The 19,605-nt window shown below is 58.5% G+C and carries 17 protein-coding genes and 1 other annotated feature; of the genes, 4 read left to right on the forward strand and 13 right to left on the reverse strand.

The genetic code is table 11. The features are described from left to right. Positions 1 to 180 precede the first annotated feature (180 nt). Positions 181 to 1,266 carry an aspartate-semialdehyde dehydrogenase gene (gene asd / locus H4Q31_RS10925; RefSeq protein ID WP_185179115.1) on the reverse strand — a complete coding sequence of 362 codons (1,086 nt, stop codon included), beginning with the start codon at positions 1,264 to 1,266 and terminating at the stop codon, positions 181 to 183. A gap of 94 nt (positions 1,267 to 1,360) precedes the next feature. Then, positions 1,361 to 1,639, reverse strand: a binding site (T-box leader). Between the two features lie 116 nt (positions 1,640 to 1,755). Here asd and H4Q31_RS10930 point away from each other — a divergent pair. Further along, the gene (locus tag H4Q31_RS10930) at positions 1,756 to 3,429 is read left to right on the forward strand and encodes a ribonuclease J (RefSeq protein WP_185179116.1); all 1,674 of its coding nucleotides are present in this window, start codon (positions 1,756 to 1,758) and stop codon (positions 3,427 to 3,429) included. Between the two features lie 37 nt (positions 3,430 to 3,466). Here H4Q31_RS10930 and H4Q31_RS10935 read toward each other — a convergent pair whose 3' ends face one another. From H4Q31_RS10935 to H4Q31_RS10955, 5 genes are all read right to left on the reverse strand, one after another. Beyond that, positions 3,467 to 5,533 (reverse strand): MMPL family transporter, encoded by a 2,067-nt coding sequence (locus tag H4Q31_RS10935; protein WP_245347391.1) that lies wholly within the window; start codon positions 5,531 to 5,533, stop codon positions 3,467 to 3,469. Between the two features lie 44 nt (positions 5,534 to 5,577). Then, positions 5,578 to 6,726, reverse strand: coding sequence for an NAD(P)/FAD-dependent oxidoreductase (locus H4Q31_RS10940; protein WP_185179118.1), 1,149 nt, complete (start codon positions 6,724 to 6,726; stop codon positions 5,578 to 5,580). A 2-nt stretch (positions 6,727 to 6,728) separates the two neighbouring features. After that, positions 6,729 to 7,445, reverse strand: coding sequence for a methyltransferase domain-containing protein (locus H4Q31_RS10945; protein WP_185179119.1), 717 nt, complete (start codon positions 7,443 to 7,445; stop codon positions 6,729 to 6,731). Further along, on the reverse strand, positions 7,442 to 8,551 hold the full coding sequence (locus tag H4Q31_RS10950; RefSeq protein WP_245347384.1) for a type III polyketide synthase: 1,110 nt from the start codon (positions 8,549 to 8,551) through the stop codon (positions 7,442 to 7,444). The genes H4Q31_RS10945 and H4Q31_RS10950 overlap by 4 nt, the downstream gene beginning before the upstream one ends. Before the next feature lie 148 nt (positions 8,552 to 8,699). Then, positions 8,700 to 9,218, reverse strand: coding sequence for a DUF3231 family protein (locus H4Q31_RS10955; RefSeq protein ID WP_185179121.1), 519 nt, complete (start codon positions 9,216 to 9,218; stop codon positions 8,700 to 8,702). A 216-nt stretch (positions 9,219 to 9,434) separates the two neighbouring features. On the opposite strand from H4Q31_RS10955, the gene H4Q31_RS10960 reads away from it, so the two are divergent. Beyond that, positions 9,435 to 10,718 carry an MFS transporter gene (locus H4Q31_RS10960; protein WP_185179122.1) on the forward strand — a complete coding sequence of 428 codons (1,284 nt, stop codon included), beginning with the start codon at positions 9,435 to 9,437 and terminating at the stop codon, positions 10,716 to 10,718. Here H4Q31_RS10960 and cyoE read toward each other — a convergent pair. From cyoE to modA, 5 genes are all read right to left on the reverse strand, one after another. After that, entirely contained in the window at positions 10,702 to 11,622 is a 921-nt protein-coding gene (gene cyoE / locus H4Q31_RS10965; RefSeq protein WP_311771719.1) for a heme o synthase, read from the reverse strand. The genes H4Q31_RS10960 and cyoE overlap by 17 nt on opposite strands. Before the next feature lie 91 nt (positions 11,623 to 11,713). Next, entirely contained in the window at positions 11,714 to 12,271 is a 558-nt protein-coding gene (locus H4Q31_RS10970; RefSeq protein WP_185179123.1) for a hypothetical protein, read from the reverse strand. Positions 12,272 to 12,322: 51 nt separating this feature from the next. Next, on the reverse strand, positions 12,323 to 13,870 hold the full coding sequence (locus H4Q31_RS10975) for a tetratricopeptide repeat protein (RefSeq protein ID WP_185179124.1): 1,548 nt from the start codon (positions 13,868 to 13,870) through the stop codon (positions 12,323 to 12,325). A 117-nt stretch (positions 13,871 to 13,987) separates the two neighbouring features. Then, positions 13,988 to 14,650, reverse strand: a complete 663-nt coding sequence (gene modB, locus H4Q31_RS10980; RefSeq protein ID WP_185179125.1) for a molybdate ABC transporter permease subunit — start codon at positions 14,648 to 14,650, stop codon at positions 13,988 to 13,990. 9 nt (positions 14,651 to 14,659) lie between these two features. Beyond that, positions 14,660 to 15,541 carry a molybdate ABC transporter substrate-binding protein gene (gene modA / locus H4Q31_RS10985; protein WP_245347385.1) on the reverse strand — a complete coding sequence of 294 codons (882 nt, stop codon included), beginning with the start codon at positions 15,539 to 15,541 and terminating at the stop codon, positions 14,660 to 14,662. Positions 15,542 to 15,789: 248 nt separating this feature from the next. Here modA and H4Q31_RS10990 point away from each other — a divergent pair, with 248 nt between their 5' ends. Then, a complete protein-coding gene (locus H4Q31_RS10990; protein ID WP_185179126.1) occupies positions 15,790 to 16,641 on the forward strand; it encodes a sugar phosphate isomerase/epimerase family protein in 852 nt (283 codons plus the stop codon). A gap of 25 nt (positions 16,642 to 16,666) precedes the next feature. Here H4Q31_RS10990 and H4Q31_RS10995 read toward each other — a convergent pair whose 3' ends face one another. Together H4Q31_RS10995 and H4Q31_RS11000 are read right to left on the reverse strand one after the other, a co-directional pair. Then, positions 16,667 to 16,846, reverse strand: coding sequence for a hypothetical protein (locus H4Q31_RS10995; RefSeq protein WP_185179127.1), 180 nt, complete (start codon positions 16,844 to 16,846; stop codon positions 16,667 to 16,669). Beyond that, a complete protein-coding gene (locus H4Q31_RS11000; protein WP_185179128.1) occupies positions 16,834 to 17,829 on the reverse strand; it encodes an acrylyl-CoA reductase family protein in 996 nt (331 codons plus the stop codon). The genes H4Q31_RS10995 and H4Q31_RS11000 overlap by 13 nt, the downstream gene beginning before the upstream one ends. A gap of 221 nt (positions 17,830 to 18,050) precedes the next feature. On the opposite strand from H4Q31_RS11000, the gene H4Q31_RS11005 reads away from it, so the two are divergent. Further along, positions 18,051 to 19,604, forward strand: coding sequence for a spore germination protein (locus tag H4Q31_RS11005; RefSeq protein WP_185179129.1), 1,554 nt, complete (start codon positions 18,051 to 18,053; stop codon positions 19,602 to 19,604). Position 19,605 lies beyond the last annotated feature (1 nt).

A 19,605-nucleotide genomic window follows, 5' to 3' on the forward strand; every position in this document is an offset into this window, starting at 1 on the left:
GCCTTGTTCGCGCCATCGCCCCGCGGCTGCTCCCAACAAGGCACTTATTGTGCCTTGTTCGCGCCATCGCCTCGCGGCTGCTCCTTGTTCGGCGCCATCACCTGCGGCTGCCTCCCAACAAAAAACAGCAAGCCTCCGGAAGACGCTCTCCGGACAGCTTGCCGCTCTTCACTAACCCTGTCACTTCGCCTGAATATACCCTTCCGCCTTCAGCAGCTCGGCGATCAGCACGGCGCCGCCGGCCGCGCCGCGAAGCGTGTTGTGCGACAGCCCGACGAACTTGTAGTCGTAGAGCGAATCCTCGCGCAAGCGTCCCGCCGATACGCCCATGCCGCGCTCGATATCCCGGTCGAGTCCCGTCTGCGGACGGTTGTCTTCTTCGAAGTACGTAATGAATTGCTTCGGCGCGCTCGGCAGCTCCAGCTCCTGCGGTCTGCCGCGGAATGACTGCCAACGGGCCAGAATCTCTTCCTTCGAAGGCTTCTTCTCGAACGAGACGAACACCGTCGCGAGGTGGCCGTCCGTCACCGGTACGCGGATGCACTGCGTCGTGATAAGCGGCGAGCCCGCCTTCACGATCTCCCCGCCGTTGACGCTTCCCCAGATGCGCAGCGGCTCCTGCTCGCTCTTCTCTTCTTCGCCGCCGATGTACGGGATGACGTTGTCCAGCATCTCCGGCCAGTCTGCGAAGCTCTTGCCGGCGCCTGAGATCGCCTGGTATGTCGACGCCACGACGGTCGTCGGCTTATATTCCAGCAGCGCATGAAGCTGCGGCACATAGCTCTGAATCGAGCAGTTCGGCTTCACCGCGATGAAGCCGCTCGAAGTGCCGAGCCGCTTCCGCTGCGCCGCGATCACGTCGAGATGCCCCGGATTAATCTCCGGAATGACCATCGGCACATCCGGCGTCCAGCGATGCGCGGAGTTGTTGGAGATGACCGGCGTGCCCGTCTTGGCATACGCTTCCTCCAGCGCCTTAATCTCGTTCTTGCCCATATCAACCGCGCAGAAGATGAAGTCGACGTCCGCCGCGACCTGCTCCACCTTGGATGCGTCCTGTACGACGATGTTCTTCACGTTCTCCGGCATCGGCGTCGCCAGCTTCCAGCGGCCGCGCACGGATTCCTCATATGTCTTGCCCGCCGAATTGGCGCTGGCCGCGATGGCCGTTACTTCAAACCACGGATGCTCCTCCAGCAGCTGCACGAAGCGCTGGCCGACCATGCCTGTACCGCCGACGATGGCCGCTCTCAATTTGTTTGGCATTCGTTCTCCCAACCCTTTCCTCTCATGATGGCATGCGATTGGCTCCGGAACATTTCATGTCGTTAATAAAAAATCCCACCCCCAAGACCGAAGTCTCAGGGACGAGATTGTATTCTCGTGGTACCACCCTTATTCGCCGATCCGTCGCCAGATCGGCCTCTTCGAGTACGGCATCCCTACCCTTCCTACCGATCGGATGCATATACTCTAGCTCTGTAACAGGAGCGCCTGTCGCGCCACCCCCGCCGCTTCACGACGGTTCCGGCGCGCTGCTCGGAGTTTTTTTTCGACCAACGATTCTTTACTCCTTCTCAGCTTCCGGAGCTCTCTGCGAAAGAATGCCGTTGACTACTCTTCTCTTCACCGCATTTATTACTGCGATTATAAACAAAAACCAAGCCGAGGTAAACCTATTTTTCGCGTGAAATGGGGAATAAGCCGCCTGCGCCTGTCGAATAATACGCACGACTATGGCCATGGAGGATCGCTATGCATCGGCTCGCCAATAAAGGTTATGTATTCGCGCTCGGAGGCGTGAATGAGATCGGCAAGAACATGTACGTCATCGAATACGGAGAAGACATCTTCATCATCGACTGCGGCTCCAAGTTCCCGGACGAGAGCCTGCTCGGCATCGACCTGATCATTCCGGACATCTCCTATCTGCTCTCGAAGCGCGAGAACGTTCGGGCGATGATCGTCACCCACGGGCATGAGGATCACATCGGCGGCATTCCGTACATATTGAAGCAGCTTAACGTTCCGATCTATGCGACCCGGCTGACGCTGGGGCTGATCGAGTCGAAGCTGAAGGAGCACGGCCTGCTAGCCGATTCCAGCTTAAACGCCATCGATGCCGACTCGGTGCTGGAGATTGGGCAGCTTCAAGTGTCCTTCTTCCGTACGAATCACAGCATTCCCGACTGCGTGGGGGTCGTGTTCGACACGCCCCAAGGGGCCATCGTGCATACAGGAGACTTCAAGTTCGATCTAACGCCGGAAAATAAGCAGTATCCCGACCTCCATCGGATGGCTTCGATCGGCTCGAACGGCGTCTTGCTCCTCCTGTCGGAGAGCACGAACGCGGAACGGCCCGGCTTCACGCCATCGGAGAGGCTGGTCGGCGAGCAGATCGAGAAGGCGTTCAAGCATGCGGATCAGCGAATCTTCTTGTCCACGTTCGCTTCCAACGTCAACCGGCTGCAGCAAGTCGTTAACGCCGCCGCGAAAGTGAGCCGCAAGATCGTCTTGCTTGGCCGCAGCATGGTGAACGTCGTTGAAGTCGCGCAAGCGCTCGGCTACTTGGACATCCCCGACGGTATGCTGATTGAACCCGAAGAGGCTTCCGGGCTGCCGCTTAACCAAGTCGCGGTTCTCTGCACCGGAAGCCAAGGCGAGCCGATGGCGGCGTTGTCCCGGCTCGCGAACGGCAGCTATCGCCAGATGGAGGTGCTGGCCGGCGATACGGTGATCGTCGCGGCGTCGCCGATCCCCGGCAACGAGAAGAGCGTTGCCCGCATCATCGACAACCTGTATCAGCTCGGGGCTAAGGTGATCTACGGCTCCGGCGCGTCCACCGGCATGCACGTATCCGGCCACGGAAGCCAGGAGGAATTAAAGCTGATGCTGTCGCTGATGAAGCCGAACTACTTCGTGCCGATCCACGGCGAATACCGCATGCTTCATCAGCACCGGCTGCTGGCTGAGGCCGTTGGCGTCGATCCGAAGCATATACTGATCGTTGGCAACGGCGACCTCGTCGAGCTGGAGGACGGGGATGCATCGCTCGGCGGCAAGGTGCCGTCCGGCGATGTGTTCGTCGACGGGCTCGGTATCGGCGATATCGGCAACGTCGTGCTCCGCGACCGCAAGCAGCTGTCCGGCGACGGCATTCTGATCGTCGTCGTGTCGCTCAGCAAGAAGGATGGATCCATCCTGTCCGGCCCCGACATCATCTCTCGCGGGTTCGTCTACGTGAGAGATAATGAATTGCTCATTGAGCAGATTAATGCGAAGGTGCTGGCTACTTTGCAGGAATTAAAGTCGGCGGAGATCAAGCAGTGGAACGTCATGAAGCGCACGCTGAAGGATGAGATCGGCAGCTTCTTGTTCGCGCAACTGAAGCGCCGGCCGATGATTATGCCGATTCTGATCGAGATTTAACCGCAGGCTTGTCGATCTCCTGCGCGGCCCAAGATCGTCAGCGGGGTTGCCCGCCGCGAGCGAACGGCATCCACCAATTCCATTTGCCCATCAGCTTCATCAAGGACGGCACGAGAACCATCCGGATGATCGTCGCGTCGATGAGCAGCGCGGCGGCGATGCCGAGTCCCAGCTGCTTCACGCCTGTAACGCCGGCCAGCGAGAATGGCGCGGTGACGGCGATCATGATCGCCGCGGCGGAAGTGATCATGCGGCCCGAGGCGGCGACTCCTTCGCGGATTGCGGCCTCGTTGTCGCGCGTGCGCCGGTAGCTCTCGTATATGCGAGACAGCAGGAAGATGCCGTAATCCATGCTGATCCCGAACGTCAGCCCGAAGAGGAACACCGGGATCATGATCGCCAGATCGGAGGGTTCTAGCCCCAACCGTCCCTCCCGGAACAGCCAAGACAGGATGCCTAGCGCAGCCCCGATGCTGAGCAGATTCATCGCAATCGCCTTCAAGGGAATGAACAGCGAGCGGAACGCGAACGCCAGCACGAGGAAGTTGGAGACGGCGACGAAGGCAAGCACTTCAGGCATCCGGTTGATCATCTCGTCATGGATCTCTTGCTGCTCCTTCGGTTCCCCTCCAATAAGCACGTTCAAGCTGCCATATTGCCGCTCCCGTTCGCGAACCCAGCGCATCGCCTCATCGGACGAGGCTTCTCCGATCAATCGGACTGCCAGCAGATAGTCGCCGCTAGCGCTTGAACGCTGCGTATCGATGCGGAGCACTCGGGCGTCCCGCTCCAGCTCGCTTCGGATTCGATCGGCCGTCCTGTCGGCTTCCTGCCTAGCGCCGCTCGCTCGGATAATGACGTATGCGGCCGTAGTCTTCGGAGGGAAGAAGCGGTCGGCGAACAGCCCAGCCGCCTCCCGCGATTCCGTCCCGGACGGCAGCGAATCGGGACCTGGTATGGACATTCGCATAGAAGCGATGGGCAATAAGCACATCGCGAGAGCGGCTGCGCACGCCAAGGCGGATACGCCGGGACGCTTCATCACCGCCGATAGCCACAGGCGCCAGCCTCTGCTTGGAGGGCCTTGCCGGCTTGCACGCGAATGAATGGGCGAGATTCGATTCCCGAGTGCATATAGCAGCGCGGGAACGAAGGTGAGATTGATCAGCGCCGATACGGCGAGGACAACGATCGCGCCTAACGCCACGCTGTTAAAGATCGGCATGCGGATGCAGAACGTGCCGATCAACGCCAGAATGACGCAGACGACCGATACAAGCACGGCTCTGCCGGAGGTACTCATCGCCCGATGGACGGCCTGCCGACTTGGCAATGCAGCCTTCTCCTCCCGGTAACGGCATACCATCAACAGGGCAAAATCAAGACTGACCGCCATCCCGACCATCGGAATGACATTATAGACGAAGACGGACAGCTCCACGATTCCAGAAGCGCCTATGGCGTCCAGAATCCCCATCGCGATCAGCACGGACATGCCGCCTGCCAGGATCGGAATCATCGCAGGCAGCAACCCGCCGAACGCAAGGAAGAGCAGCGCGAAGGCAACCGGCAAGCCGACAGCCTCGGCTGCCTTCAGATCGTGCCGGCTGGACTGATTCACGTCTTCCTGCACAACCGGTTTGCCGGTGAGCATCGCTTTGAATTCGGGATGGACCGGCAGCTGTTCGCGAAGCTGGGCGACGGCTTCGCGCTTCTCCTGCACCTGATCGGGCACAGACAACAGCGCGTAAGCGTACCCGCCGTTCTCCATCCCCTTCAGCCGCAACGGCGAAGCGGCGACCTCGACGCCGCGAATCTGCTCTGCCCTCCCCAATGCATTCGCGATATAGCGATGGAACTCCCCGGGAGTCTCCCCTCTCTCATTCGCGAATAGCACGACGACCGGCTCGTCCGGCAGCTTGAACTGGCTCGCCAGTATTTGCTGCGTCTCTGCGTAGGACCCTTGCACTGTCAGCCCGTGATCGCCTAGCGCGTTCGGCAGCTGCGCGGCAAACCATGCGGAGGCGCTCGCGAATAACAGCCAGCCGCATAGGATCGGCCGCCTATACCGGATCGAGACGGCGGCTAGCATCCGATAGAGCATCGCGATCAACTGCCTATCCTCTATACTTGTTCAATCCTTCTGCATCAATCAATCTGCAGCCTAGTCGCCCGAACGATTCGCTCAGCCATCCCCGGCGCGAACGAGCCGATTCGAAGCAAGAGAGAGGATAATCCCGGCCGGCTCATGACACGCTCCAGACGACGGCCCCACTGAAGCGCGCTGGAGAACTGCTCATGAAGCTGCCGGGTGTAGCTGTCTCTCCATTCCGCCATGCGGATGTCGCCTCTTAAGTAAGCATCGGCAAGCGGCGCGCATAGCTCGGCGGAGCGAAGCGCCATCGCCATGCCATCTCCGCAGAACGGCGGAATGACCGCCGCTGCGTCGCCGATTAGCGGCATGTGGCTCCAGGCGCGAGGCGCTCCGCTTATCGCGACCGGGAAGGCAGCCGCTTGCGTGCCAGGTATCGGCGCCGTTCCAGCTAATCGGGCCTCCAGCGCCGGAATTCGCCGGATCGCCTTCTCCAGGATTCGCTCGATGGTCGCTGCAGCATGGAGCTTGGGATACGCGGAGCGCAGCACAATCGCGGCAACGTTCAATCGCTCGCCCTCCACCGGAGCGATGCCGATATAGCCGCCCCGGAAGAAGTAGAGATCGACGATCGGGGAATGATCGCTTCGGGTGTAATGCGATTTAATCCCGACATACGCTCGGTCGTGCGTTGCAGAAGCGGATTGGCGAAAGCCGCCGCCGCTCATTCGCCTCCCTCCCGCGCCGATCACGATACGCGATCGGATGGTGAGTTTCTCCGAAGGCTGACACCCGTATTCGACGCGATACCCATCTTCAATCGGTTCAGCGGCGTAGACGGAACAGCCTTCGAGCAAGGCTGCCCCTTCCGCTCGGGCCGACGCCTGCAGCTGGTTATCCAGCGCGAATCGGCTCATCCCCAAAGCCAGTCCCGGCAGCGGAATCTCCAGCGTCGATCCATGTTCGGTATGAATGCGAACCTTAGTCATATCGGCTGGATGAAGCGAACGGATGGCGCTGTCCAAGCCGAGCGCGCGCAGCGTAGTCTGGGCTTCGGGCGAGAGAAATTCCCCGCATGCCTTGTGCTTCGGGAACGTCAGTTTGTCGAGTAACACGACGTCCCACCCCTTCTTCGCCATAGCATAAGCCATGGCGCTTCCCGCAAGTCCCGCTCCGATCACGACGGCGTCCGCATCGGTTGGCATCGTCATCCCTCCCGCGCTTTGGCGATCGTCACGGCATAACGGAACAGCGGGCGCCAGCGGACCGCCAGTTCCGAGTGCTCCAGCTGCCGTGCCGCTAGTTGAAAGTCGCTTCTGCGAAAGCCTTTGGCAACGGACAGAGGGCCGTCATGCCGGATATACCGATTGGCGGAGATCAGCCGCGTGACGAGCCATACCGCCGTCCACGGTATCCAGTGCCGATGAATATCGTTCAAGACGATGCCGATCCGCGACGCCTCCATTAGGCGTCTCACGATAGCGGGAAGCTCATTGGATCCGAAGTGATGAACGAATTGGGAAGCCGTTACGATATCAACCTGGCCTGGAGCGAGCTCGCATACGCTTCGTCTCACGAACGTCACGCGCGGTTCGTGGCGGAACAGCTCCTTCGCCTCAGTCTCGGCTTCCTCTGTCACATCGCATAGAATCACCTTCATCTCTATGCGCTGCTTGTCCGCCCATCTCAGCAGCCGGCGATTGATGTCGCCGCTGCCCGAACCGACATCCAGCAACGTCAGGCGGCTAGGCCGGCCAGCTTTTCTCCATAGATAGTTAACGCCATAAACTATAGGGCCGGAGGCGCCAAAGATTCGGTTCAATCGGCGCAGATGCCGCAGCGCTTGCTGCAGCTCTTCGCCTCCTTGAGCGAAATCGTCCATCAGCTCGGGGATGGCAGACCGCTGCGATAAGAGCATATTCATGCGATGTAAGCGAACTTCAAGAACTCCGCCGCGATGCCGGGACCGAAGGCCACGGCAATGCCGTCGGCCGCTCCTCCTGCCGCTGCATCGTTCGATCGCTCGCGCTGTCTCCGCCGCATCTCCTCGAGTACGAATAGAATGGTAGCTGATGACATATTGCCATAATCGCGCAATACGCCGCGGCTGGCGGCCGTCTGCTCGCCGGCAAGCTTGAAGGAATCCTCCAGCGCGTCAATGATCCCTTTGCCGCCCGGATGGATCGCCCACAGCTCCGGATCTTTGCCCTCCCCCCAGAAAGACTGGAGAGCGGTTGGCACGTAACCGGCGATAATCCGGGGGATCAGGGGAGACAGCACCAATTGAAATCCTAGATTGCCGACGGTCCAGACCATCTTGTCCGCAGTCTCGGGAAATGGTACGGCCAAGGCGCTCTCCAGGGCGAAGGTTCCGCTTCGCGGTACGTCCGTTAGTCCCACGACACAGGCAGACGCCCCATCTCCGAAGAACGACGCGGTATAGAGGTCTTCCTTCGTAATCGTCGGCTGGATGTGCAGCGTACAGAGCTCAACGGTGACGACGAGCACCCGCGCTTGCGGATCGCCGCGAACGATTCGCGCCGCTTCCCGCACCGCCGTCAATCCGGCAGCGCATCCCAAGAACGTAAGCGGCAGCCGCTCCGCATCGGCGCGCAGGCCCAGCCTCCGCGCGAGCTCGGCGTCTAGCCCGGGCAGGAACATGCCGGTGCAGCTGACGGCTAGCAGATGGCTGATCTCTCCCGGCCGCAGTCCGCTGTCAGCCAGCGCCTTCTTCGCTGCCTCCGCCGCTAACGGCACGGACTCGGTTCGGTATGTCTGCATCCGCTCCTCCGTCGTCGGGAACGCGCCGCCAGACTCGGCAGAGAGATAGCGGCACCGTCCAGCGGGCTCCAGCAGGTTCGGCTCGCAGGTATACCGAGAATCGACCCCGCAGCCCGCGAAGATTCGCTTCCCCCATCGCGCAAGCTGGGGATCGCCGCTCAATGCTTCCGCCAGCCGGGACCATACATCCCTCTGGTTCAATCGAAAGGCCGGAACAGCCGTGCCGATACCCGTAATCGCGATTGGCAAGGAGAAAACCCCCTCTTCGGACAAGAAGTATTACTTCATTGTACGAGTGAGGGGGTTCGAACATTCCGGCCTTATTCTGTTGCCGCTCATCTTAATGGCTCATTAATGGCTCATATCGTAGATTCCCGGACTTTACTAAATGGTCTGGTCAAGCTTTGACGGGTTCCGGACGCTTGATTTGCAAGGGAGGCGGAACCAGCCATCCCTTCTCTTTGCTTAACCGGAGCATGCTTAAGCCGATGGCTGCTTTGGTTGCGTGATATTTAGCGAACAAGGCGCCCACGTCTTCCCGGATGCACTTGCCCATAATCTGGCTGCAAGCAATAAGCCCCGCCGCCATATCGGCAGAGATCATCGGCGCGATCTCCATATCGGTGAACCGGGCTCCAGCTGGAATATCCTCCAGCTTGGCCTCGGGGCGAGCCGGCAGCTCCGGAGGAGGGACGAACCCGTTCCCCTCCAGCAGTCGATCGCATTCGCTTGCTTCCAATTCGGCTTGATCGATGCCTTTATCGATTATTTTCTTTAGGTCGGGGTCTCCTGCATGATAGCGAAGCGCCCTATAGCCGGAGATGCAGCCTTTGGCTGCCATGGAGAACTGCCAAATATCGTAGATCTCCCCGTAATGAAGCGGTTCTTCCTTAGGATTGCCGCTTAAGATGCCCATTCGATGAATACACTCCCTTTTAAGTTCATGTATTTACCGGCTTAAGGTTTCCGTATCAAGCGAAATTATCCCTGCAGCACGCGTAATAAGCGAAGTTCCGGTTCGCACAGAGCGGATAACGGAGGATAGAACGGATATGATAATTCTGCTTTTAGAAGAACCGGCGGTTCAAATGGCGCTGCGGTTCGTCTGGCATTAAGGAAAGGGGCTCCCTCCATGGCTGTTCAGCAGAAGAAGCGGGATCTGATTGCATTGGCTTCCATTCCCTTGATCATGACGCTTGGCAACTCGATGCTGATTCCCATCCTGCCTTCTCTGCGCAAAGAGCTGCAAGTAAGCTCGCTGCAGGTGAGCTTGATCATCACGGTCTACTCCGTCGTTGCGATTCTGCTTATTCCGCTCGCCGGCTTCCTCTCGGACCGGGTCGGACGCAAGAAGGTCATTATTCCCTGCTTGGCGATTACCGGGGCCGGAGGGCTCATCGCCGGACTTGCGCCGCTATGGAGCGACCATACCTACGGCTGGATATTAGGCGGACGCGTGCTGCAAGGAATCGGGGCAGCAGGCTCCGCCCCAGTCGTCATTCCGCTCGTCGGGGATATGTTCAAGAAGGAGTCGGACGTCAGCGCTGGACTAGGGCTGATCGAGACGGCCAACACATTCGGCAAAGTGCTGAGCCCCATTCTCGGCTCGCTGCTCGCTGTGCTGGCCTGGTACCTGCCTTTCCTGGCGATTCCGGTCATCAGCGCGATATCGCTGCTAATGGTTGCGGTACTCGTTCGAGTTCCGCGCCGTCAGGAACAACCGGAGACGCTGCGGCAGTTCTTCTCTGAGGTCAAAGCGGTGTTCAACGAGAAGGGCCGCTGGCTGTACGCGATATTTGCCGTCGGCGGCATCTGCATGTTCTTGGTGTTCAGCTTCTTGTTCTTCCTGTCACAAATTCTGGAGGATCGCTACAACGTGCACGGTGCAGCCAAAGGAGGGCTGCTTGCGATTCCGACGGCCGCGCTGTGCCTATGCTCCTTCACGGCTGGCAAGTGGATCGGAGAGAACAAGCGGCGGATGAAGTGGTTGAACTTCGCGGGAGCGGCTGTCGCGGCGGCCGCAATGTTCATCTGCGGCTTCTTCCGTATCGACTCCGTCTTCATGCTGTTTATCTTAATTGCGATTGGCGGAGCGGGCATCGGCGCGGCTCTGCCCTGTCTGGACGCCATGGTTACAGAAGGCATTGACAAAAAGCAGCGGGGAACGGTCACTTCGATCTTCAGCAGCATCCGGTTCATCGGCGTCGCGGCGGGACCGCCGGCCTCCTCCGTCCTGCTCGAGTATTCACAGCGCAGCCTGTTCTTCGTTATGGCTGCCGTCGGCACCGCCTCCGCGCTGCTGGCGCTAATCGCCATCAGACCGCATTCGTCTGAACCCAACCCCGGCGAGATCGTTCAACGGTTCCAGCCCAAACAAAAAAACCGGCGGAATCGCCGGCTTAGAACAAAGGCCTGATCAACGAATAACCGATGATCAGCAGCATTAGAATCGTCATATGGTTAAGCGAGAAGATAAACATCGACTTCGCCCACACCCGTTCTTCCTTCTTGCGGTAGCCGACCACGCTAATTATCAGCCAAGCTAGGCTGAGCACCGCGTTCGTCACCGCGATATACGGGTTGAACGGCCAGAAGAGGATGCTGCATAGCAGCAGCGCCGCCAAGTATACGTTCATCTGCACGTACGTTCTGTGCATGCCTTTGACAACGGGCAGCATCGGGATATTCGCCGCCCGGTATTCCTCCATCCGACGGATCGCAATGGCATAGAAATGCGGCATTTGCCAGATCACCATCATCAGGAACAGGGCTAGGATGCTTGAGTTGAGCATATCAGGCGATATCGCTGCCCAGCCGATCAGCGGCGGCATCGCGCCAGACAGGCTTCCGATCTCGGTATTGTATACCGTTCGGCGTTTGGTCCACATCGTGTAAGGCACGACATACAGGAAGAGGCCGAGGAAGCCGAATAACGCGGCCAGCGGCGATGCCACATACAGAGCCGCGAGGCCGACGAGCGCAATCCAGCTTCCGATGAGAAGCCCGCTGGCAACCCCGACGACGCCGGTGACGGTTGGCCGACCCTTAGTCCGTTCCATGATTCGGTCGATATCCCGGTCATACAGGTTGTTGAAGACGCCGGCTGCCCCGATCACGAGAGACGAACCGATCAAAGCCAATACAATATTGCCGATCTTATCGAAGAACGGAATATGATGGACGTACAGCGCCATGGCAAGGCCAGCGAACATTGCGATCAGGTTGGACTTGACGATGCCGATCTTAATCGTATCGAAGACGACCTTCGTGAACGAAGCCGGTACGGTATCTAGATGAATAGAGCTGCTCTGGGCACGCACGACAACCAATCCTCCTTGCTTTGCTCATTTCTATATGCTATCACAAAGAGGTTCTCTCGTAGCGTTGGAATTCAATGTCATCATGATTCTGTCAAAAAACTGTGTCGCTTGTGTGACATTCCGCCAGCCCAGCCGCAACATCCCACCTGTCGCGATAACGCTCCAGCCGCGGATGAACCTCTTCGGGCTCTGTCGCCAGGATCAGCCTAATCTTAACAATCCAATCTTCGAACGAAGCGAACGAAGCGAATGTATTCGCCATTTCCGGTGAGAGATAGAGGAAGTGCGGCGCCGGAAGTGTCTCTGTCAAGTGGCGAAGCGCAGCGTCTATCGGCGTGTACTTCTTCCGCTTGCCTTCCCAGCCGTCAATCTCGGCTTGCTCCATCCCGCGCTCCCGCTTCCACTCCAGCAGCCGCTTCTCGCGCTTATGATACGCGACGGCCGGAAGCTTGGACATACGCCTCACTGTCTCTTCGTGGATCAGATAGAGAACAATCCGCGCGAACGAACGAGCTTCGGCCGTCTCAACCGCCGCATCCAATTCCTCGTCGGACACGCGTTCGAACGAATCGTAATAGATCAGCGTACCGCGGTTGCGTTCAATAGGCGGCTCGTAGCCGTATGGCACTCGCTCCGCTGCGTGAGACATCCTTGTTCTCCTCCTTCAGTCGGGCAGGCGCGCAGCCGCTGGAGGCATTCCTCATTCCAGACAGCTTAGCAATTCCAATGCCTCTTCGTGGCCGGGCTCCAATTCAAGCGCTCTCTGCAAACATGACTTCGCTTCGCCGGCCGATCCGAGCTCCAAGTGACAGATCGCCAAGCAATACAGGATGAGGGCATCCGGCTCCTCTTCTTCGCGAAGCGCTAGCTCCAGATAATGTCTCGCAGTCTCATAGCTGTTCATCTCGAACAACACAATCCCGATATCCAACGCCAAATTATAGCCTTGCTCCATCACATAGTAGGACGACCACATCGTCTGAATGCCTAGCTGAAGATCCAGCAATTCCTCGTCATTCGCTTCCGCCAGCAGGCTGGAGATGCGCTTCGCGCTCTGGATGAAGAATTCCGCGTCATACCCGCCTAATCGCCAGAACGCCAAGATAGGCTGAAGACCCATCGTAGTGATGCGTTCGTCGACCCAGCTCTTCAAGCTGAAGAAGTCATCGGGACCGAATCGCTGGACGAAGCGCCGATGAGCTAATCGAGCGTTGGTATAGCTATTCGGATTTTCCAGCATGAATATACAGCCGACGTTCAAGTTCTTATAATGATGCGGTGTGAATAGCGCCAGCCCGCCACGCTGCTCGAACGTATATTGGAACGCGTGATAATTGGCCGTCAACGAGAAGCTTCCATGATAAATCAGCTCAGGCGGTTCCGCGAACCTCCAATTGTCCAGCCGGTGATCTCCTTTGTCCGCCGTGATCAGCAAGAAGCCGGCCTTTGACAGGCGGTTCAGCCGTTCCAGGCATCGAAGCCCCAACTCCGGGAAGAGGACATGCGAATCCTCCAGCTCCTTCTTGTAGAGGTCGATCACCTCGCGATACGGATAGGAATCTGCTTCGTATTCGGGCGCCGGGCGATTCTCATATTGCAGTGTAATGCGCTGCAGCTCTTCCGACGTTGAGAGTGAATCGGATCGTTCCGGCCGCTCAACCAGCACATCGCACTCGTAGACTTGGCCTTCACCGATATAGAGAAGCTCCTGCGGAATGCCGCAGAAGAAGTAATTCGCGACGACAAGCATCGGCTGCTTCAGGTCTCCCGGGCGAATGACGGTTTGGGATTCCGTTAAGCGAATCTCCTCATCGCCGACAGCATCGAACACGGCGAAGTCCAAGACGCCTTGCTCGATATAAGGCTGCAGTACCGCATGGCGGCGCCAGCCCTCCACATTTTTGACAGCAAGATCGGTCATTACGTAACGGTAAGGAGGCAGAACGATGGCCGCATCCTCTCGAAGCCCGTCTAAGGTATGAAGAATATGAGAAGCAAGCCGGCCCGCACCCGCACCCAGCTCCACGATCAGGACGGGGTCGCTCACCTCGCCCTTCGCGGCTCGGTCTTGCAGGAACCCGAAGATGATCTCCGCATAAGCGGTACCGATCATCGGATTGCTCGTAATATATTGCGGCACCTGGTCGTTGTTCCAAGCGTGAAGCCCTTTCTCCTCGTAATACTGCCGCTGCAGCTCCCAGATCGGCGCTTCGCTGAAACGATATTTCTGTTGCGTATGGTCTGTCATTCATAAACCTGCTTTCGATGTAGATAATCACTGGCATCGTACCATTTTTAGCGGCGAGGGGCAAAATAAGGAGAAAGACCGCTTCTTGGACGGAATGCCTCCATCGCTGAAGCAGTCTTATGCGTTCGCTCTGCGCCCCGTCAAGAGCAATAGCAGGAACGAGATCACGATAATCGTCGCTGTCCACGCCCAAGCCATCGGCATCTTGCCCGAATCGACCGCCACATAGATGGCCGTCGGCACCGTCTGCGTGCGGCCCGGGATGTTCCCGGCGATCATGAGCGTGGCGCCGAACTCGCCCAAGCTGCGCGCGAAGCCGAGAATATAGGCGCTGATCAGCGAACGGAACGTTAAGGGAAGCGTGATGTAGCGGAACACCTGCCACTCGCTCGCGCCGGCGGAGCGTCCCGCGTCCTCGAGGCTTCGGTCGACCGAGGCGAAGCCGACCTTCATCGTCTGATAGACGAGCGGGAAGGCGACGACGACAGAGGCGATGACGGCAGCCCACCAGGTGAAGATGATCGGCTGCTTGAACAGCCATTCGATCGCTTGGCCTAGTCCGCTTCTGCGTCCAAGCAGAATGAGCAGCAGGAAACCGACGACGGTCGGCGGAAGCACGAGCGGCAGCAGGAAGAACGTCTCGAGAAGCGTACGGCCTTTGAACGGCGCGCGGCTCATCCGGCGGGCGGCAAGGATGCCTAGGAGGAGAACGATGACGCTGGCGAGCAAGGAGACCTGCAGCGATAGCCGGATCGGCGGCCAATAGTCATGCCAGTTCATCGGGCGCGATCACTTCGGAACGGAGAATCCATATTGGTCGAATACATCGAGCGCCTCCTGCGATTGCAAATAATGATAGAGATCTTCCGCTTCCTTGGGGTGCTTCGTCGCCTTGACGATGCCAACCGGATATTCGATCAGCGGATAAGTCGCGGGATCGACCTCGAATGCCACTGCAACCTTCCTCGAGGATAAGGCATCTGTCCGATAGACGAAGCCGGCATCGGCGTTGCCGGTCTCGACATACTGCAGCACCTGTCTCACGTCTTTGCCCTGCACCGTCTTCGCCTGAAGCGCATCCCATAGCTTGGCGTTCGTGAGCGATTCCTTCGCGTATTGACCGGCCGGTACGCTCTCCGGTATGCCGATCGCAATGGTCCCCACGCCTGCTTGCGCCAGATCCGCTTCGGAGGCGATCGTCAGCTTGCTGTCTGCCGGGATGACGACCACGAGCTCGTTGTTCAGCAGGTTCGCAGTTTGCGCCGCGTCGATGAGATGCTTGTCCGCGAGCGCTAGCATGTTGTCGGCTGATGCGGATATGAACAGGTCAACAGGCGCCCCCTGCTCGATCTGCCGCTGAAGCGCGCCTGAGCCGCCGTAGTTGAAGCTTAATTCGATAGATGGATGCTGCAGTTCATAGGCTTGTTCAATCTCGGTTAGCGCGTCCGTTAAGCTTGCTGCGGCGGACACTGTCAGATCGACACGGGTCGCTCGTATGTCGCTAGCTGCCGGCTCCGATGGATTCGATGGATCCACGGGGACCGCGTTCTCCTGACTTCTGGCATCTGCTGCGCTGGTGAAGTTCGTATGGGAAGCGCCGCAGCCAGTAACCAGCAGCGTCAGGATGAAGAGAATGATCCAAGCCCAAAATCTATTGATCGATTCAAACAAGGGTTGCACCTTCTATTCATGGCGAGATCCGATTCTATCAGTCTATTAGCCATCATACCTGTTTAGCTTCAGAGCTGTAAACTAAATCAACAATGAGAGAAGACGTGTCACCTTCAGGTTCCTCCCATGTTCTGATTTAGTAACAATATCGCATACAAACTCGCTATATTCATGACTAGCTCCCGCCGCTGTGAATTGGTAAGTTGAACATACAACATCCCCATTCTATTACGATTGGAGCGATACGTATGTTGAAGCTAGAGAATCGGCTGTCCATCAGCAGCTGGAGCCTGCACCGCTGTCTCGGTCCGCTGCGATGGACGGTATGGGATAACGAGGCGCAGAACCAGCGTATGGAAGAGGAATCCCAGCCCGCCATGTTCGAGCTGCTGGAGCTTCCTAAGCTGGCGCGCGAGCATGGATTATCGTATTTGGAACTCTGTCATTTCCACTTCCCTTCCCGGGACGAGTCCTACTTGCGGGAGCTTCGCCAAGCGTTCGACGATACGGGGGTCAGCTTCCATACGATGCTGGTCGACTATGGCGACATCTCTTCGCCTGATCCGGTGCGACGTGCATCGGATATTCACTATTTGAAGGGATGGATCGAAGCCGCGGCTGTCGCCGGAGCGTCTGCCGTACGAATCGTGGCGGGCGAACAGTCCGGTGACGATCCGCACGCGATTGCGCGCAGCGCGGACGCTTTGCGAGAGCTGCGGCAATATGCGAGCGGCGCGGGCGTCGAAGTCGTCACCGAGAACTTCCGCGAACTGACGGGAAGCTCGGTTCACAATTGGTCTCAAGTCGTTGAACGCGCCGGCGCCGCGGACGGCTTCCGGACGATCGTCGACTTCGGCAATCTGCCGCCGCAAGAGAAGGAGCAAGGAGTCCGCTACGGCGCGCCCCGCGCTCATTCCATCCACGCGAAGCCGTCCTACGCGGCAGACGGCACGTTGCTGGCTGAGGCGTTCCTGGCACAGCTCCGCATTGCCGAGCAGTTGAAATGCGAGGCGCCGGTATCGATCATTTTCGACCGGGACGGCGATATGTGGGAAGGCATCGAGCGGATTAAGCGCGTAATTCTGCAGTCCCAGCCTTAGTCACGATTACTCTTCCCCCCACAATTCAAGAAGGCAGCTCCACAGACGAACCGCAGAAGCTGCCTTCTTGCCGATCATGGCGCTTATCGTCCAGCATCATGCCGCCGGAAGCCTCCAGCCGCTGAACGAATGCTTCGAATCCCGCGACCGCGCCAGCGTCAAGCTGCAGAGCAGCCGCAATCCGCACGCGCCTTATGCTAGGCACACGATCGTGCGGCCGCGCGCCTGGCCCTGCAGCAGCGTCGGCAGCACCTCCGGAAGCTGCTCCAGCTTCACCTCTCGCTGCACGAAGCGCTCCATCTCAGCCGGCTTAAAATCCGCCGCGAGCCGATTCCACGTGCGCACCCTCGGCTCCATCGGGCAGTACACCGAATCGATGCCGAGCAGGTTCACGCCTCTGCCGATGAAGGGGAACACCGTCAGAGGCACATTCACGCCTCCCGTCAAGCCGCTTGCGGCGACCGATCCGCCATACTGAATCTGATTGATGACCGCCGCCAGCGGCTCGCCGCCGACCGGGTCAACGGCCGCTACCCATCTCTGCTTACCCAGCGGCCGCAGCTCCACATTGCTGACCTCGTCGCGCGAGACGATCGACGCCGCGCCAAGCGCCCTCAAGTATTCGTGCTCCGACACCTTGCCCGAACTTGCTTCCACCTCGTACCCTCGCTGCGCCAGAATCGCGATCGCGAAGCTGCCGACCCCTCCGGTCGCGCCTGTGACCAGCACCTTGCCCTTGCCTGGCGCCAAGCCGTTCTCCTCCAGCCGCTGAACGGACAAGGCTGCCGTGAAGCCTGCCGTTCCGATGATCATCGACTCCCTCATCGTAAGACCTGCCGGGAGCGGAACCGCCCATTTCGCTGGTATTCTGGCATATTCGGCATAACCGCCGTAGTGAGTGATGCCGATCTCATAGCTGGTCGCGATGATCTCGTCGCCTTCCTTAAATCTCGAGTCTTCGGATGCGACTACGACGCCCGCTAGATCGATACCCGGTACGATCGGATACGACTTCACCATCGGGCTGTTCGGCATAGCGGCGAAGCTATCTTTGTAGTTCACGCCGGAATAATGAACCTTCACCAAGAGCTCGCCTGCGGGAAGGTCTTGAAGGCTCAGTTGGCGAACCTCCACCGTGAGACGTTCCTCTTGCTTGTCTACAACCAACGCTTGGAATGATTGAAGCATCACAATTCCCTCCTTGGATTACCGCGGCACATCCGCGGCTGGCCTTCTCCGGCCAAGACAAGACAAGATAAGACACCTTACATTCAGCTTTATTATAACCCAATGCAGGTGTGCCTTCCCAACAGCCGTTTAAAAGAAATCGCAGATGTCAAAGCTGAGTGTCGAACCCTATCCGCCGTTGCAGCAGATCCTTCCACGATAGATATCCGGAGTGAACGCTTATGACATCTACGAAGTCCGCTAGTCCATTCGAGGACAATATCGCGTTCATCCAACAGCAATGCGGGATGAACGATGACTTTGCGATCCGCCGATTTCACGTATTCGGACAGTACCCGGCCGTTATTTTCTGCTACGACTTCATGGTCGACCCCCAAGCGCTTAACTTTGATATTCTGAAGGCTATGATGTACTTGCCGCCCCAATTAAGAGAGGCCGACATCAAGCCCGATCAACTGTTGGATATTGTAGTTAACGATACGCTGTACTATTACAAGATCAAGTTGGAGATACGCCCGAAGCTATGGATCGATAACTTGACACGGGGCCGCACCGTCATCCTCATTGACGGCATCGACGAAGCCCTCGTCCTCGAGACGCGCCAGATTGACAAACGCGCGATTGAGCAGCCCGCCACCGAACAGGTCATACGCGGTCCGCGGGAAGGCTTCATCGAAGTGCTGTCCACGAATCTGACGCTCATCCGCTACCGGCTTCAGACGTCTGACTTGCGCGTGAAAGTGATGGAGCTCGGGCGCCGGACGAAGACAGCGGTCGCGGTCTGCTATATGGAAGACCTCACGAATCCCGATCTCGTCGAGGAAGTCCATCGCCGCTTGTCCAAGATCGACATCGATGCAGTCACCGATTCCGGCATTCTGGAGCAGTTCATCGAAGACAATCACTTCTCGCCGTTCCCGCAGGTTCAATATACCGAGAGGCCGGACAAGGTTGTCTCGAATCTGGTTGAAGGCCGCGTATGCATTCTCGTGGACGGTTCGCCTCTGGCGTTAATCGTTCCGACGGCGTTCAACCAGTTCTATCAGACGGTCGAAGACTATACGGAACGCTTCCTGCTCATGAGCGCTGTTCGGTTCGCGCGGCTCATCGCGATTATCTTCTCGCTGATCTTCCCGTCGCTCTACGTGGCGATCATCTCCTTCAATCCGGAGCTGATCCCGACGGAATTCGCCGTCGCAGTTGCAGGCGGACGAGCTGGCGTTCCGTTCCCCGCCGTCGTCGAAGTGCTCATCATGGAAGTATCGATGGAGGTGCTGCGGGAGGCAACCATCCGGCTTCCGCAACAGGTCGGCGGCGCGCTCTCCATCGTCGGCGTGCTCGTCATCGGGCAGGCGGCGGTGTCTGCCGGGTTCGCGAGCCCGATCACCGTCGTCATCATCGCGCTCACAACGATCGGTTCGTTCGCGACCCCCGCCTATAACGCCGCGCTTGCTCTGCGTCTGCTGCGTTTCCCGCTCGTCGTGCTGGCGGGCGTCTTCGGCTTATACGGGGTCATGATCGGCTTGATTCTGATCGCGAACCATATGCTGTCGCTGAAGTCGTTCGGCGTTCCTTACTTGAGTCCGCTCGCGCCGGGAATCTTCCAGGGCATGAAGGATATGTTGTTCCGTGCGCCCCTGTGGTGGATGCCCAAGAGGCCCGGCCTTCTCCAAACGCAGAATCTGCACCGTCTGAATCCCGACCAGCCCATACCGCCAAGCCGCAATGCCAAGAGCCCGCTTGACTTATCCAATATGGAAGAAGAGGAGAGATGAA

Origin of the sequence: Cohnella lubricantis (assembly GCF_014212015.1) — a bacterium.
Lineage (GTDB): Bacteria > Bacillota > Bacilli > Paenibacillales > Paenibacillaceae > Cohnella > Cohnella lubricantis.

Excerpts from the sequence above, each read along its gene's own strand:
- H4Q31_RS10990 (WP_185179126.1), top strand. The coding sequence starts at position 15,790 with ATGTTGAAGCTAGAGAATCGGCTGTCCATCAGCAGCTGGAGCCTGCAC.
- H4Q31_RS10935 (WP_245347391.1), bottom strand. The coding sequence starts at position 5,533 with ATGCTCTATCGGATGCTAGCCGCCGTCTCGATCCGGTATAGGCGGCCG.
- H4Q31_RS11005 (WP_185179129.1), top strand. The coding sequence starts at position 18,051 with ATGACATCTACGAAGTCCGCTAGTCCATTCGAGGACAATATCGCGTTC.
- H4Q31_RS10940 (WP_185179118.1), bottom strand. The coding sequence starts at position 6,726 with ATGCCAACCGATGCGGACGCCGTCGTGATCGGAGCGGGACTTGCGGGA.
- H4Q31_RS10955 (WP_185179121.1), bottom strand. The coding sequence starts at position 9,218 with ATGGGCATCTTAAGCGGCAATCCTAAGGAAGAACCGCTTCATTACGGG.
- H4Q31_RS10930 (WP_185179116.1), top strand. The coding sequence starts at position 1,756 with ATGCATCGGCTCGCCAATAAAGGTTATGTATTCGCGCTCGGAGGCGTG.
- H4Q31_RS10975 (WP_185179124.1), bottom strand. The coding sequence starts at position 13,870 with ATGACAGACCATACGCAACAGAAATATCGTTTCAGCGAAGCGCCGATC.
- H4Q31_RS10945 (WP_185179119.1), bottom strand. The coding sequence starts at position 7,445 with ATGAATATGCTCTTATCGCAGCGGTCTGCCATCCCCGAGCTGATGGAC.
- asd (WP_185179115.1), bottom strand. The coding sequence starts at position 1,266 with ATGCCAAACAAATTGAGAGCGGCCATCGTCGGCGGTACAGGCATGGTC.
- H4Q31_RS10970 (WP_185179123.1), bottom strand. The coding sequence starts at position 12,271 with ATGTCTCACGCAGCGGAGCGAGTGCCATACGGCTACGAGCCGCCTATT.
- H4Q31_RS10960 (WP_185179122.1), top strand. The coding sequence starts at position 9,435 with ATGGCTGTTCAGCAGAAGAAGCGGGATCTGATTGCATTGGCTTCCATT.
- modB (WP_185179125.1), bottom strand. The coding sequence starts at position 14,650 with ATGAACTGGCATGACTATTGGCCGCCGATCCGGCTATCGCTGCAGGTC.
- H4Q31_RS11000 (WP_185179128.1), bottom strand. The coding sequence starts at position 17,829 with ATGCTTCAATCATTCCAAGCGTTGGTTGTAGACAAGCAAGAGGAACGT.